The organism is Pseudomonas donghuensis (genome assembly GCF_000259195.1).
Lineage (GTDB): Bacteria > Pseudomonadota > Gammaproteobacteria > Pseudomonadales > Pseudomonadaceae > Aquipseudomonas > Aquipseudomonas donghuensis.
The window spans coordinates 138,744-151,377 of sequence record NZ_JH650762.1; the positions used below are offsets into that span (position 1 = coordinate 138,744).

Annotated in this window: 16 protein-coding genes and 1 pseudogene; 11 read left to right on the forward strand and 6 right to left on the reverse strand. The window is 64.8% G+C overall.

What is annotated here, in order from left to right:
• Positions 1-16: 16 nt before the first annotated feature.
• The 8 genes from UW3_RS0110890 to UW3_RS0110925 are packed head-to-tail and all read left to right on the forward strand — an operon-like array spanning position 17 to position 6,132.
• On the forward strand, positions 17-1,225 hold the full coding sequence (locus tag UW3_RS0110890) for a PepSY-associated TM helix domain-containing protein (protein WP_010222471.1): 1,209 nt from the start codon (positions 17-19) through the stop codon (positions 1,223-1,225).
• A complete protein-coding gene (locus UW3_RS0110895; protein WP_010222472.1) occupies positions 1,222-1,758 on the forward strand; it encodes a hypothetical protein in 537 nt (178 codons plus the stop codon). Before UW3_RS0110890 ends, UW3_RS0110895 begins: the two co-directional genes overlap by 4 nt.
• A complete protein-coding gene (locus UW3_RS0110900; protein ID WP_193384792.1) occupies positions 1,755-2,072 on the forward strand; it encodes a hypothetical protein in 318 nt (105 codons plus the stop codon). Before UW3_RS0110895 ends, UW3_RS0110900 begins: the two co-directional genes overlap by 4 nt.
• Positions 2,069-2,638: a DUF6162 family protein gene (locus UW3_RS0110905; RefSeq protein ID WP_010222475.1), complete on the forward strand. Its 570-nt coding sequence runs from the start codon at positions 2,069-2,071 to the stop codon at positions 2,636-2,638. Before UW3_RS0110900 ends, UW3_RS0110905 begins: the two co-directional genes overlap by 4 nt.
• Before the next feature lie 14 nt (positions 2,639-2,652).
• Positions 2,653-3,570, forward strand: coding sequence for a metal ABC transporter substrate-binding protein (locus tag UW3_RS0110910; RefSeq protein WP_010222476.1), 918 nt, complete (start codon positions 2,653-2,655; stop codon positions 3,568-3,570).
• Complete coding sequence (locus UW3_RS0110915) at positions 3,567-4,316, forward strand: metal ABC transporter ATP-binding protein (protein ID WP_010222478.1); 750 nt, start codon at positions 3,567-3,569, stop codon at positions 4,314-4,316. Before UW3_RS0110910 ends, UW3_RS0110915 begins: the two co-directional genes overlap by 4 nt.
• The gene (locus UW3_RS0110920) at positions 4,316-5,215 is read left to right on the forward strand and encodes a metal ABC transporter permease (protein WP_010222479.1); all 900 of its coding nucleotides are present in this window, start codon (positions 4,316-4,318) and stop codon (positions 5,213-5,215) included. The genes UW3_RS0110915 and UW3_RS0110920 overlap by 1 nt, the downstream gene beginning before the upstream one ends.
• Positions 5,212-6,132 (forward strand): metal ABC transporter solute-binding protein, Zn/Mn family, encoded by a 921-nt coding sequence (locus UW3_RS0110925; RefSeq protein WP_010222481.1) that lies wholly within the window; start codon positions 5,212-5,214, stop codon positions 6,130-6,132. The genes UW3_RS0110920 and UW3_RS0110925 overlap by 4 nt, the downstream gene beginning before the upstream one ends.
• A 105-nt stretch (positions 6,133-6,237) precedes the next feature.
• On the opposite strand, the gene UW3_RS0110930 is transcribed toward UW3_RS0110925, so the two are convergent.
• The 5 genes from UW3_RS0110930 to UW3_RS0110950 all read right to left on the reverse strand — a co-directional run bounded on the left by UW3_RS0110930 (position 6,238) and on the right by UW3_RS0110950 (position 9,700).
• Entirely contained in the window at positions 6,238-7,317 is a 1,080-nt protein-coding gene (locus UW3_RS0110930) for a DUF1615 domain-containing protein (RefSeq protein WP_010222483.1), read from the reverse strand.
• Between the two features lie 60 nt (positions 7,318-7,377).
• Positions 7,378-8,046 carry a hypothetical protein gene (locus UW3_RS0110935; RefSeq protein ID WP_010222484.1) on the reverse strand — a complete coding sequence of 223 codons (669 nt, stop codon included), beginning with the start codon at positions 8,044-8,046 and terminating at the stop codon, positions 7,378-7,380.
• Positions 8,047-8,131: 85 nt separating this feature from the next.
• Positions 8,132-8,683, reverse strand: coding sequence for a hydrolase (locus UW3_RS0110940; protein ID WP_010222485.1), 552 nt, complete (start codon positions 8,681-8,683; stop codon positions 8,132-8,134).
• Positions 8,684-8,746: 63 nt separating this feature from the next.
• Positions 8,747-9,466 (reverse strand): thioesterase II family protein, encoded by a 720-nt coding sequence (locus UW3_RS0110945; RefSeq protein ID WP_010222486.1) that lies wholly within the window; start codon positions 9,464-9,466, stop codon positions 8,747-8,749.
• A gap of 9 nt (positions 9,467-9,475) precedes the next feature.
• A complete protein-coding gene (locus UW3_RS0110950; protein WP_010222487.1) occupies positions 9,476-9,700 on the reverse strand; it encodes an MbtH family protein in 225 nt (74 codons plus the stop codon).
• A gap of 213 nt (positions 9,701-9,913) precedes the next feature.
• On the opposite strand from UW3_RS0110950, the pseudogene UW3_RS28690 reads away from it, so the two are divergent.
• Both UW3_RS28690 and UW3_RS0110965 read left to right on the forward strand, forming a co-directional pair.
• A pseudogene (locus UW3_RS28690) lies at positions 9,914-10,036 on the forward strand (LysR family transcriptional regulator); the annotation flags it as partial.
• A gap of 43 nt (positions 10,037-10,079) precedes the next feature.
• The gene (locus UW3_RS0110965; protein ID WP_010222490.1) at positions 10,080-10,721 is read left to right on the forward strand and encodes a LysE family translocator; all 642 of its coding nucleotides are present in this window, start codon (positions 10,080-10,082) and stop codon (positions 10,719-10,721) included.
• A 330-nt stretch (positions 10,722-11,051) separates the two neighbouring features.
• On the opposite strand, the gene UW3_RS0110970 is transcribed toward UW3_RS0110965, so the two are convergent.
• Positions 11,052-11,840 carry a suppressor of fused domain protein gene (locus UW3_RS0110970; RefSeq protein WP_010222491.1) on the reverse strand — a complete coding sequence of 263 codons (789 nt, stop codon included), beginning with the start codon at positions 11,838-11,840 and terminating at the stop codon, positions 11,052-11,054.
• Between the two features lie 127 nt (positions 11,841-11,967).
• On the opposite strand from UW3_RS0110970, the gene UW3_RS0110975 reads away from it, so the two are divergent.
• Positions 11,968-12,588, forward strand: a complete 621-nt coding sequence (locus UW3_RS0110975) for a hypothetical protein (protein WP_010222492.1) — start codon at positions 11,968-11,970, stop codon at positions 12,586-12,588.
• Positions 12,589-12,634 lie beyond the last annotated feature (46 nt).

Consider the following 12,634-nt stretch of genomic DNA (forward strand, 5'->3'; position numbering starts at 1 on the left):
TGAAAAGACACCTGCAATGTCCCAAAAACCGAAAAAGTCCAAATCCAGACTGTGGTTCCTGGTCCATAGCTGGCTTGCCCTGCCGATCTGGTTCTTCGTCCTGATCGTCTGCGTTACCGGCACCCTGGCGGTGGTCAGCCAGGAAATCGTCTGGCTGGCCAACCCCGATGTGCGCGCCAGCAAGCCCGATGGCAACGCCGAGCGGCTGAGCTTCCAGCAGGTGCTCGATGCCCTGCACAAGGCCGAACCGGACATGGCGGTGCGCTTTATCAGCCAGCCGGACGGTTCGCACTTTGCACTGACCGCGGCGGTGACCTTCCCCGATGGCAGCGCGCCGACCCTGTACGTCAACCCCTACACCGGGGCGATCCAGGGCAAGAGCCCATCGTTCAACTTTGAGGCCTTCACCCGTGCCTTGCACGGCTGGTGGCTGGTGCCGTTCACCAACGGCTACAGCTGGGGCTGGTACCTGGTGTCGCTGCTCGGCCTGCCGATGCTGGCCTCGCTGGTCACCGGGCTTGTGGTCTATAAACGGTTCTGGAAGGGCTTCTTCAAGCCTACATTGCGCTTTAACCATGGCGCGCGGATCTTCTGGGGCGACTTCCACCGCCTGAGCGGCATCTGGTCGATCTGGTTCATTGCGGTGATTTCCATCACTGGCACCTGGTTCCTGATCCAGGCGATCCTGGCCGACAACCACGTCACGATCTCCACCGAGCCGGTGGTGCCAGTAATTGCCCGCGAAGACGTGCCACGCACCGAAGCCGGCACACCTGCCCCGCGCATCAGCCTGGATGACGCCACGCGCATCGCCAAGGAGCAGATCGCCGGCCTGGACGTCAGCTTCGTCTCCCTGCCCGGCAACGCCTATGCCCACCTCTACCTGGGCGGGCGCGGCTGGTACCCGCTGATGTTCCAGACGGTCAACGTCAACCCGTACAACAGCAAGATCGAGTCGCAGTTCTTGATCGACGACCGCTCGACCCTGGAGTTCGTTACCGAATCCATGCGACCGCTGCACACCGGTGACTTCGGCGGCCTGACCATCAAGCTGATCTGGGCCTTCTTCGGCCTGGTGCTGTCGATGATGGTGTTGAGCGGCCTGCTGATCTGGACCAAGCGCACCGCCCAGGCCACCGCCGCTGCCCTCAAGCGCGAGCGCAAGCCGCACAAGCAGGCCACCACCGCTACCGATACCGATACCGTCACGGAGGCGAGCCTATGAGCAAGGCAGCCGTTATGCCGCAAAGCCCGCTGAGCCGCTTCTGGCACAAATGGCGCTTTCACCTGAACATCCTGCTGTTGCTGATCCCGCTTGGCTTCATGCCCAAGTATTTTGCCGACGCCGCGATGTTTCGCGGTGACAGCGGCCTGGGCGAGCGTGAGCTCGGCGAGGTCAAGGTCGGCCCGTGGAGCGTGCAACTGGCCGAGTTGCGCGACGAGGCACCGCGCGCCGATGGCCCTGCCGGTTACTTCAAGGCGTTCAATATCGCCCTGTGCCAGGCCTGCATCGCCGAGGTCAAGGCCGCTTACCTGCGCATCGGCAAGCCGCGCAGCCTGCGCGCCGCCGGGACGATCTTCTTCGGCACCCCGTACCGCATGAGCACCGGCCTGCCGATCCCGCTCAAGACCCGTGCGGACGCCGAGCTCTGGATCACCCTCGAAGGTTGGGACGGCAGCATGCACCAGGCCGCCGTGCCGTTGAGCAAGGCCTCGCCGGCTACCGTTGCCTGGCTGAACAAACAAGGAGGCAAATGATGAAATTTCGTAAGCAGCTCCTGCCCTTGCTGCTGCTCGGCGCTGCCGGCCAGGCGTTGGCACACAACCCGATGTGCGAATGCAAGGCCGTCGACGGCGGCCAGATCCAGTGCACCGGCGGTTTTTCCGATGGCAGCGGCGCGCCGGGGGTCACCCTCGATGTGATCGGCTATGACGAATCGATCCTGGTGCCCGGCAAGCTTGGCGATGACTCGAAGCTGACCTTCAAGCGCCCGGACGGCGAGTTCTACGTGCTGTTCGACGCCGGCCCCGGCCACGTGGTGGAAATCGACTACGCAGATATCGAGCAATGAGCCGCGTCCAGGTAGTGCGCCCGGCCGGCGCCGGGCATGAAACCCTTTACGTGCTGCTGGTCAGCCTGCTGATTCTGGCCGTGGCCGCCGGCATCGTCGCCCTGCGCGGCGAACGCCTTGACGAGGTCAGCATCGAGGCCCATCAGCTGGATGCCCGCCGCGACCTCAATGCCGCCGAACAAGGGGTGTACGCCGACTTGCGGGTGGCGTTCGACGAGATCCAGGCACGCCGCGAAGAGGAGCCGCAACTGCTGGCTGTCGAAGTCCTCGCCGAAGAAGGTTTCCCTCCATTTGTGCTCGACGCCAGTAGCGCCAGCCGCGGCCAGCACCAGTGGCAACTGCTGCAGGAGCGTGCCTATCTGGGCCTGAGCCAGGCCAACGCGGTGGCCGGCAGTTTCCTTCTGCTGGTGCCTGAAGCCCTGGACGGCGCCGCCGATGTCTGGCTGCAGCGCAGCCCCTCCGCCGCCGTGCCTGCCGACTTCAGCCAGGCCGCCCTGATCGCCGCCGGCTGGCAACAGATCGCCGCCCACTACGACGCCGGCGTCACCCGCCAGCATCGTCATTGACACAAGGACGCCCCATGTTTCGCGCCACCCTCGCCCGTCGCCTTCTCAGTGTGTTCCTCGCCTGCGCCCTGCCCGCCCTGGCCCTGGCCGATACCGGCAAGCCGCTGCGCATCGGCATCACCCTGCACCCGTACTACAGCTACGTGAGCAACATCGTCGGTGACAAGGCCGAGGTGGTGCCGCTGATTCCGGCCGGCTTCAACCCCCACGCCTACGAGCCGCGCGCCGAGGACATCAAGCGCATCGGCACCCTGGACGTGATCGTGCTCAACGGCGTTGGCCATGATGATTTTGCCGACCGGATGATCGCCGCCAGCGAAAAACCCAACATCACCACCATCGAATCCAACAGCAACGTGCCGCTGCTGGCCGCTACCGGCGTGGCCGCGCGCGGCGCCGGCAAGGTGGTCAACCCGCACACCTTCCTGTCGATCAGCGCCAGCATCGCCCAGGTCAACAACATCGCCCGCGAGCTGGGCAAGCTCGACCCGGACAACGCCAAGTACTACAGCCAGAACGCCCGCGCCTATGCCAAGCGCCTGCGCAAGCTGCGCGCCGAAGCCCTGGCCCAGGTCACCGAAGCGCCGGGCGCGGAGTTTCGCGTGGCGACCATCCACGCCGCCTACGACTACCTGGTGCGCGAGTTCGGCCTGGAAGTCACCGCAGTGGTGGAGCCGGCCCACGGCATCGAACCCAGCCCCAGCCAGCTGAAAAAGACCATCGACCAGCTCAAGGCCCTGGACGTGAAGGTGATCTTCTCGGAGATGGACTTCCCCTCGGCCTATGTCGAAACCATCCAGCGCGAATCGGGGGTGAAGATCTACCCACTGACGCACATCTCCTACGGCGACTACAGCAAGGAGAAGTACGAAGTCGAGATGAAGCGCAACCTCGACACCGTGGTGCGGGCGATCAAGGAGTCCCAGGCATGACCGTGGCCCAGCCGCTGCTCAACCGCGCCTGCGGGCCGGACATCGCCTTTGCCGAGGTCGACCTGACCCTGGGCCGCACGCGGATCCTCGACAAGGTCAGCTTCAACGTCGCCGCCGGCAGCGTGCATGCGCTGGTCGGCCCCAACGGCGGTGGCAAGAGCTCGCTGATCAAGACCCTGCTCGGGCAGATGCCGCACCAGGGCCAGTTGACCCTGACCTGGCCCGGCGACGAGCAGATCATCGGCTACGTGCCCCAGGCCCTGGAGTTCGACCGTGGCCTGCCGATGACCGTCGATGACTTCATGGCCGCCATGTGCCAGCGTCGCCCGGCGTTTCTTGGCCTGTCACGCAAGGTGGCGCCGGCCATCGATGCCGCGCTGCAGCGGGTCGGCATGCTCGACAAGCGCAAGCGGCGCATGGGCGCCCTCTCCGGTGGCGAGCGCCAGCGCGTGCTGCTGGCCCAGGGGCTGATCCCGGCGCCGCAATTGCTGGTGCTCGACGAGCCGATGTCGGCGCTGGACGAAGCCGGTATCCAGGTATTCGAACGCCTGCTGCACGACTGGCGCGCCGCCGGCACCACGGTGCTGTGGATCGAGCATGACCTGCAAGCCGTGGCGCGCCTGGCCGACCGCGTCACCGGCCTCAGCCGCCGGGTGCTGTTCGACGCGCCGCCAACCCAGGCGCTGACCCCGGAGCGCCTGCTCAGCCTGTTCTCCATTCACCCGCGCAGCGAGAGCACCGCCTGATGAACTACGAAGAATTTCGCCTGCTGATCCAGGGCTGGGCTACCGCCGGTTACCTGCCAGAAGCCCTGGCCTATGGCTTTGTGGTCAATGCCCTGCTCGCCGGCCTGATGATCGGCCCGGTACTCGGCGGCCTCGGCACCCTGGTGGTGGTCAAGCGCTTTGCCTTCTTCTCCGAAGCCGTCGGCCATGCGGCGCTGACTGGGGTGGCCATCGGCATTTTGCTTGGCGAGCCCTACACCGGCCCCTATGGCAGCCTGTTCGGCTACTGCCTGTTGTTCGGCATCCTGCTGAACTTTTTGCGCAACCGCACCGGGCTGTCGCCCGACACCCTGATCGGCGTGTTCCTCTCGGTGTCGCTGGCCCTGGGCGCCAGCCTGCTGCTGATGCTGGCCGGCAAGATCAACGTTCATATCCTCGAGAACGTGCTGTTCGGCTCGGTGCTGACCGTCAGTGGCCAGGACCTGCTGGTGCTCGGCATCGTCGCCAGCCTGGTGCTGGCCCTGGCCTTGCCGTTGTACAACCGCATCATGCTGGCCAGCTTCAACCCGCAACTGGCAGCGGTACGCGGCGTCGCGGTGAAACGCCTGGACTACCTGTTCGTGGTACTGGTGACCCTGGTCACCGTAGCAGCGGTGAAAGTCATCGGCGCGATCCTGGTCGGCGCCCTGCTGGTGATCCCGGCAGCCGCGGCGCGCCTGATCAGCCAGTCGCTCAAGGGCTTTTTCTGGGCCTCGGTGCTGATCGCCACCCTGAGCACCCTGGTGGGCATTCTGCTGCCGATCGTCTTCGACCTGCCGGTGCCTTCGGGTGCGGCGATCATCCTCGTCGCCGGCTGCTGCTTCGCCCTCGCCGCCCTCGCCCGCGGCCTTGTTCCACGCCTGCAAGGAAACCCGGCATGACCTTCAAACTCCAGCACCTGTGCCTGGCCCTGGCGCTCGCCGGCCTGCCCACCCTGAGCCTGGCCCAGAGCGCCCCGGCAGCGGCCAAGCAAGCAGCGGCCGGGGTTACCGTCCTGGCGTCGCTGCCGGTGACCCACAGCCTGGCCAGCGCCCTGCTCGACGGCACCTCGGTGAAACTGCAACGGGCAGCGCCAGCGAATATTCCGGCCTCGCGCCAACCGTCGTACTTCAGCGGCCGTGGTGGCGCCAGCCTGCAAAAAGCGGCCGGCGGCGCCGATGCGGTGATCGGCCTGCGCTCGATCTGGAGCGACGATCCGCTGTACCCGGTGGCCCGGCGCAGCAATATCCGCATCGTCGAAATCGACGCCGCGCGCCCGGTGGATGGCGCCCTGCCGGGCATCGCCGTGCAGGGCAGCAATGCCTTTGCCGGCTACCCCTGGCTCAACCCGAGCAACCTTGGGCGCATGGCCGATGTCCTGGCCAACGACCTGGGGCGCTTGAGCCCGGCGGACCAGCCGAAAATCCAGAGCAACCTGGCGGCCCTCAAGCGCCAACTGCTGGAGCTCAGCGCCGGCAGCGAAGCGCGGCTGGCCGAAGCGGACAACCTCAGCGTGGTCAACCTCTCGGATCGCCTGGATTACTTGGTCAGCGGCTTGAACCTGGACCTGATCGATCACCCGCAGGTGGCCGATGACCAGTGGGATGCGGCGGCGCTCAAGCGTCTGGGCGATGAACTCAAGGGCCAGGACGTGGCGCTGGTGCTGCATCACAAGCAGCCAGGCCAGGCAGTGGCCGAGGTGATCGCCGCGTCCGGGGCCAAACTGCTGGTGGTGGAGACCGATGCGCAGGATTCGCTGGCGGGGCTGAAGGCCAGTGTCGAGCAGGTGGTGGGGGCGTTGCTGGCGGGTAGCAGCTGAGGGCCTCATCGCGGGTCAAGCCCGCTCCCACAGGTATTGCAGTGTTCTCAGGGTGTATGCAAGACCTGTGGGAGCTGGCTTGCCAGCGATTGCTTCACCACCGACTCAACGTTTCATACAGCGCTGATAGCGTTCATCCACCCGCTTGGCAAACCAGGCCGTGGTCAGTTTGCGGGTGATCTTCGGGCTCTTCAGTTCAATGCCCGGTAGCTGCGCCCGCGGCACGGCCCTGCCCGCCGTGCCATCGGCCAGGGCATAGACACCCTTGTACAAGCGGGTGTCTTCGAACGCCAGGCTGTCGCCCTTCTCCAGCTGGTCGCGGATGCTGACGTTGCGCAAATCCAGCTTCACCCCCAGGCGCCTTGCTGCCTGCTCGGTGGTACCCGGCATGATCGCCCCCGGCGCGATCAGGTCGCCGTCCAGGGCCAGCTGCACGCCCGTGGCGCGGCTCAAGGCACTCTGGAACGCCGCGTTGCGACTGGCGTACCAGCCGGCATTGAAGTCGCCAAAACGATAGAGCGGGCGATCATAGTGGGTGGGGTAGCCGAGCAGGTGAGCGATGCCAAAATACAGGCCGCCACGGCGGCTGAAGACTTCCTGGCGGATGGTCCCGCCATAGGTGTAGGGGTAGCCCTGGGCATGCTGTTCGGCAAAGTCGATGCTCACCTGCATCGGCCCACCGGTACGCACCGGGTTCAAACCACCGAGCAGGGTCTTGCCCATGGGCAAGGCGCCGATCAATTGATCAAACAGGTCGCTGAGTTCTTTTTCGCTTCGCACCGCATCCAGGCGCTGGCCGTAGGTTTTGCCGGTCGGCGAGCGGGTTTGCAGGGTGGCGTCGATCAGTAGTTTGGGGATGTGCAGGCTGGCCGCGCGGCGGTCGATCTCTTGCCGGGCGATGCGGCCCAGGCCCGGCACTTTCGGGTCGGCCTGGAAGGTCGATTCCTGTTCGGTGACCGCCAGCACCGCGCACAGGTTGCTCTTGCTGGCGCTGATCTTCTGCGCGGCGAAGGCGCTCTGGATATCCCGCGCCCAGCCTTCACGGTCCTTGGTGCTGGCCGGCAGCAGGCGCACGATCTGTGCGCGCACCTTGGCCGGGGCCTGCTCAGGCGCTTCACGCTGGGTGACGCAGCCCTGAACCGTTAACAGCACGCTGATAACCACCAGCCAACCGGGTACTTGCATGGGCTCTCCCGCCACATCTGGCAACAGCTGCACAGTAGCGGCGGTCGGGCACGACTGCAATCAGCAGCCTGGTTTGCTCAGTTGCGTGCCGATGGTCACCGCGGTGATCGCCACCGGTTTGAAGCTCTGCAAGGCGACCGGGTCGAAACTGCGTTCGCAGTTGTATTGGGTTTCCATGACAAAGTCTTCGCCCTTGTGCTTCTTCATCTCGTCCGCCCATGTGTTCGAGGCAGCGATGGCCGCGTCGTCGGTGAGCATGACTTCGGCCAGGACCTGGGTGAAGCCGACCGCACGCGGCCCTTCCCACAGGGCATACACCGACGGATCGGCGGCGTTGCCACACATTTCCAGGCAGTCGGCATAGAACTCCAGCGGGCCACCGGTAGACTCATGCAGCGCGGCAAAGGTCAGCGGCTGGTTGGCTGGCGGGGCGAAGGTGCCGATGAACGAGCTGAGGTCGGCCTTGCAGGTCGGCGACAGCTCCAGGCGCAGGTCGTTGATGCTGCCACCGGTAGCGTCGGCAGTGATCTCGCAGCCCTGCACCTTGTAGGTGTGCTTGTCGCCTAAGCTGGTGCGGGCGATGCCTGCGACCGACTCGAAGTACTTGAGGTTGGTGCCGAGCATTTCACCGTTGAAGACCTGGGCGACAGTGGCCTGGGCCTGGGCGAACAACGGCAGGCAGACCAGGGTCAGGGTCGAGCCGATAGTCAGCAATGCACGCGGTTTCATCTGAACATCCTGTAAGCAATGAAGTGGCGCGCACTTTAATGCAGCGCCGCGCACAACACCACTGGCCAGTGCCCGAGCCCGACGCTCACGGCTGCTCGCCAACCATGTAGGTCTTGCTGACAGCGCGGAACTGTTCGTGGGCCGAGCTGCCGAGCAACTCGAAAACGACCATCTCGCGGGTGACGATCTGCGCCCCGGCGGCACGCATGCGGGCAATGCCGGCATCGCGGTTGTGGGCGCCGCGACAATCACAGGCGTCCTCGACCACGAATACCTGCTTGCCCAGCTCCAGCAGGTCGAGCACGGTTTGCAGCACGCAGATATGGGTTTCCATGCCACAGACGATCACCTGCTCGCGGGCCAGCAGCGATACCGGCAGGCACTGGGCAGCGACGCAGGAGAAGTGCAGCTTCTCGACCACCTGAGCCGCCGGCGAGGCCTCCTTGAGCTGCGCCACGGTCGGCCCCAGCCCCTTGGGATACTGTTCGGAAATTACCGTCGGCAGGCCCAGGGTAGCGGTCGCCGCCAACAACCAGCGGGTGCGCGCCAGGGTGCCGGCCGGGTCGCTCACCGCGCCAATGAGTTTTTCCTGAACATCGATGACCAGCAGGCTGGCCTGGTTCGGCTTGATCAACATCGCGTGCACCTGTGCTCTGGCTAAACCCCAAGGCTCGCCCATTCGCCGTCGCTGCGTCAACGTTCAAGCCGACAGGCGATGAGGTTCCAGGGCGGCGCTGAGCACGCCGAGCACCCGCTCTTCATGCTCATGGATGAAGAAGTGACCGCCAGGGAAAATGTCCAGCGAGAAGTCGCCGAGCGTTTCCTCGCGCCAGGCCAGCAATTGCGCTTCGCTGGCCTTGTCGGCCTCCCCGCCCAACACATGCAATGGGCAACGCAAGGGCTCACGCTGGCGATACACATAACGCCCGCACAGCATGAAATCGGCACGCAGCACCGGCAGGGTCAGGCTCATCAGCTCCTGATTGGCCAGCACCTCTTCCGGCGTACCCTGCAGCGTGCGCAGCTCGTCGATCAGTACCTCATCGCTTTTGGGCTCGCGCCAGTTGCCGCCGTCGTAATCTTCGCGGCGGGTTGGCGCAGCCGTGCCGCAGGCAAACAGTGCCACCGGTGGCGGGCAGCCCAGGGCCTGCAGTTCGTGGGCCAGCTCGAAGGCCAGCAAGGCCCCTAGGCTGTGCCCGAGCAAGGCATAGGGCTGGCTGGCGGCCAGGCGCTGCTCATGGGCAAGCTGGCGCGCCAGCACCTGCATGTCGGTCAACAGCGCCTCGCCCAGGCGCGCGCCACGCCCGGGCAGCTCCACCGGGCGCAGGTTCAGCCAGGCCGGCAGCTTGCGCCGCCAGCGGCTGTAGACCATGGCACTGGCACCCGAGTACGGCAGGCACAACAGGGTCAATGCAGACACAGGTGCCCCTTACTGCGCCGCAGCGGTTTCGGCCATCTTCTGGCGCAGGCTCAACGGGCGCATGTCGGTCCAGACTTCGTCGATGTATGCCAGGCACTCCTGCTTCAGGCCGCTCTTGCCGACGCTACGCCAGCCCGCCGGGATCGCCTTGTAGTCGGGCCAGATGGAATACTGCTCTTCGTGGTTGACCACTACCTGGAACACGATGTCGTCGCGGTCGAATACGGATGTCATTGCCTGTCTCCTGGATTGATTGGGCCCGTCACGCGCGTGGCGTACGCTGGCGTTCTAGAGAACGAGCGACAGGCCCGACAAATTAGTCCGCGCGCGGTAGCGCCCTGGTTTCAGGTATTGGACTTGAGCTTGGTCCACAGCCGCGTGCTCAGGCGGGCGATGGCACTGAACTCGGCGTCAGTCATCGGCCGGGTAAGGCTGGCGCTCAGTTCCATGCCGTTCGGCCAGCCGCTGAAAACCGGCGGTGTCTATTCGTTGTGCCTGCAGGCCGCAGGGGCTGGGCATCCGGCGTGCGCGGTGGTAATGCAGTGGTTTGCCGAGCAGCACGGTCGCTGATCCTGTTACATTTACCGCCTGTCCAACCCTCCAGAGCCTGAAAATGGATCTTCACGCACTTCTCGCCTTCACCCTGGTTGCCGCGATTGCCATCGCCAGCCCCGGCCCCGCCACCTTGATGGCGATCAACAACAGCCTGGCCTATGGGCCGCGATATGCGGTGTGGTCCTCGTTGGGCAATGCCAGCGGGCTGTTCTGCCTGTCGGCGGCGGCCATGCTCGGCCTCGGCGCGCTGCTCGCCAGCTCCGAGTGGCTGTTCAACGCAGTGAAAATTCTTGGCGCCGGCTACCTGTTCTATCTCGGTGCCAAGCAGCTGATGAAAAAGAGCCCGATGCTGGCGAGCGACGTTGCGGCGGGCCAGGCAGCGGTCAAGCCATCGCGCTTGAAGCTGTACAAGTCGGCCTTCCTCACCGCCGCCACCAACCCCAAGGCAACGATGTTCTTTACCGCCCTGTTCCCGCAATTCATCGACCAGAGCGCTGCGCTGCTGCCGCAGTTCCTGATCCTCACCGCGATTTTCATGGCCTTGTCGCTGACCTCCTTGAGCCTGTATGCCGCCCTGGCCTCGCGGGCCAAGGGCGTACTGACCCGGCCTGAGTTTTCCAGGTGGGTCAGCCGGGTGGTGGGCTCGACGTTTATCTGCTTTGGTGCGGCGATCCTGACCATGCGCCGCCAGGGTGCTTGATCTAGAGAGCAGCGCAAATCCTGTGGGAGCTGGACTTGCCAGTGATCGAGCGCGTAGCGCTCGTATCTCAGGCAATGCCTGGTGTGTTGGCTGTACGACCCCATCGCGGGGGTACAAACCGGGGACATGGTTTACAGGCTAATACGCATGATCAGGAGGTATCCGATCATGCCCTGGAACCAAGAGCCCCCATGGATCAACGCATCAGATTGATCAGCGCCTGGTTTTGGGGCCGCAGGTGCGCCCCATCGCCGGCAAAGCCGGCTCCCACAAAGGGCCAGCTCACCCGCAGTTTTTGGGTAGAAGCGACCGTAAGTCTTTAATCCCAGCTCACACCACGCTGGCGCGCTGCAGGCTGCTGACATGCCCCACACCGGCCGCCTGCAAGCGGCTGACCAGATCGCCACGGGCCTCGCCGCCACCTGCGCGGATGTATTCAAGCTCGGCCGCGGTGATCAACACCACCGGCACCAGGGTCACCGGCGACAGCGGCATGCCCTCCAGACGGGTCGGGAAATCCGGCGCCGGGCCGCCCAGCAGCACACCGATGCAGTCGTCCTCGGTCACGAAATGCTCGGGGAGCTGGCCGCTGATGTGGTGCGACTGGCTGAAGCCGGGCAGCTCCAGAGACAACGCACCGTACCTTGCCAACTGCTGGGTGATACCACCGGCATCGGCCACGGTTTGGGCGATGTTCTCGATCAACTCGAATGCCCAGCTGCGCTTGAACGGGTCGACTTCGCCCAAAGGTCCACGGGCATGTTCCGGGATGTCCGGCGTTTCGACGAACAACTCCATCTCGAAACCATTGCCTTGCCCCTGGGCATCATCGAAGGGGTCGGACAAGCCTTCGGTCGCCAGGATAATTGAGTCGCCACGGCGCACTACCCGATAGGCCTGACGGGTCGAGGGCCAGTGCGGGCCGCCGGAAAAACTCGGGCTGATGAGGTAGGCAAGGACATCCCGTTCCACGCTACCGACGCTGCTCCAGTGACGATCCAGGCAGGCTTCACCGGCAAGCCTTGCGGCCTGGTTGGCATCTTCGGCTTGCGCGATTGGCGGGTCTTCCTGGGGCGCTGGTCGTTTAAATGAGTCGAGTAGCTTTTTCAGGAGGTTCATCTGCGATCCTTGCGAGGTGGACACCAATGCTAACCACTCATTAGCATCGGCACTACCCCTGGCACACCAGAACACCCATCCCATGCCTGCAACACTGAAAACCTGTTGGCCCCTAGACTGGTGCAATGTGCCCGGCATCGACTACAGCGCAGCGACCATCGACCTGCAGGCCATTGTGCCCAACGCCGGCGAAAAGGCCTGGGCGCGGTTCGACAGACGCGACACGGTGCAAGCTGGCGATACCGTGCAACTGCTCTGGTGCCCTCCGGTGTCCGCCGTCAATGGCTGGAGCGAACAGCCTTCGGAAATTGCCCTGAGCTACTTGCTGACTGCGCTCGTGCTCAGCAGCATGGGCGACACCTATGAACTCGACATCCTTGGCAGTGAGCGGCTACTGCCAATGCTCAGGTCCCTGCCCCGCGATCAGGGCGCCTGGGCACTGCAGCAAGTCGGTGGCGAGGTGGGACAGATCATTGCCCTGGAGGAAGCCTGCTGGAGTGCCTGCGCGGTGGTCGAGGGGCTGACCTACCTGAGTGCCTGCACACCGTTCGAAGCGCATATGGAGCTGCTACTCGAGGTGACAGGCGATGAGGTTGTCGGGCTGTTCTCGGCGCATGTCGACCCGGGCGGGGCTTTCTATTCGTTTGGCCGGCGCAAGCTGGAAGGTCGGGAGCGGAAGGCGGTCGAGCAGGTGCTGAAGATTGCGCAACCACTCAAAGACTCTCAGGGCCGCTACCTGCTGACTTGAAGGCCTCATCGCTGGCAAGCCAGCTCCCACAGGCCCTGCACCATTC

Excerpts from the sequence above, each read along its gene's own strand:
- UW3_RS0110890 (WP_010222471.1), top strand. The coding sequence starts at position 17 with ATGTCCCAAAAACCGAAAAAGTCCAAATCCAGACTGTGGTTCCTGGTC.
- UW3_RS0110895 (WP_010222472.1), top strand. The coding sequence starts at position 1,222 with ATGAGCAAGGCAGCCGTTATGCCGCAAAGCCCGCTGAGCCGCTTCTGG.
- UW3_RS0110900 (WP_193384792.1), top strand. The coding sequence starts at position 1,755 with ATGATGAAATTTCGTAAGCAGCTCCTGCCCTTGCTGCTGCTCGGCGCT.
- UW3_RS0110905 (WP_010222475.1), top strand. The coding sequence starts at position 2,069 with ATGAGCCGCGTCCAGGTAGTGCGCCCGGCCGGCGCCGGGCATGAAACC.
- UW3_RS0110910 (WP_010222476.1), top strand. The coding sequence starts at position 2,653 with ATGTTTCGCGCCACCCTCGCCCGTCGCCTTCTCAGTGTGTTCCTCGCC.
- UW3_RS0110915 (WP_010222478.1), top strand. The coding sequence starts at position 3,567 with ATGACCGTGGCCCAGCCGCTGCTCAACCGCGCCTGCGGGCCGGACATC.
- UW3_RS0110920 (WP_010222479.1), top strand. The coding sequence starts at position 4,316 with ATGAACTACGAAGAATTTCGCCTGCTGATCCAGGGCTGGGCTACCGCC.
- UW3_RS0110925 (WP_010222481.1), top strand. The coding sequence starts at position 5,212 with ATGACCTTCAAACTCCAGCACCTGTGCCTGGCCCTGGCGCTCGCCGGC.
- UW3_RS0110930 (WP_010222483.1), bottom strand. The coding sequence starts at position 7,317 with ATGCAAGTACCCGGTTGGCTGGTGGTTATCAGCGTGCTGTTAACGGTT.
- UW3_RS0110935 (WP_010222484.1), bottom strand. The coding sequence starts at position 8,046 with ATGAAACCGCGTGCATTGCTGACTATCGGCTCGACCCTGACCCTGGTC.
- UW3_RS0110940 (WP_010222485.1), bottom strand. The coding sequence starts at position 8,683 with ATGTTGATCAAGCCGAACCAGGCCAGCCTGCTGGTCATCGATGTTCAG.
- UW3_RS0110950 (WP_010222487.1), bottom strand. The coding sequence starts at position 9,700 with ATGACATCCGTATTCGACCGCGACGACATCGTGTTCCAGGTAGTGGTC.
- UW3_RS0110965 (WP_010222490.1), top strand. The coding sequence starts at position 10,080 with ATGGATCTTCACGCACTTCTCGCCTTCACCCTGGTTGCCGCGATTGCC.
- UW3_RS0110970 (WP_010222491.1), bottom strand. The coding sequence starts at position 11,840 with ATGAACCTCCTGAAAAAGCTACTCGACTCATTTAAACGACCAGCGCCC.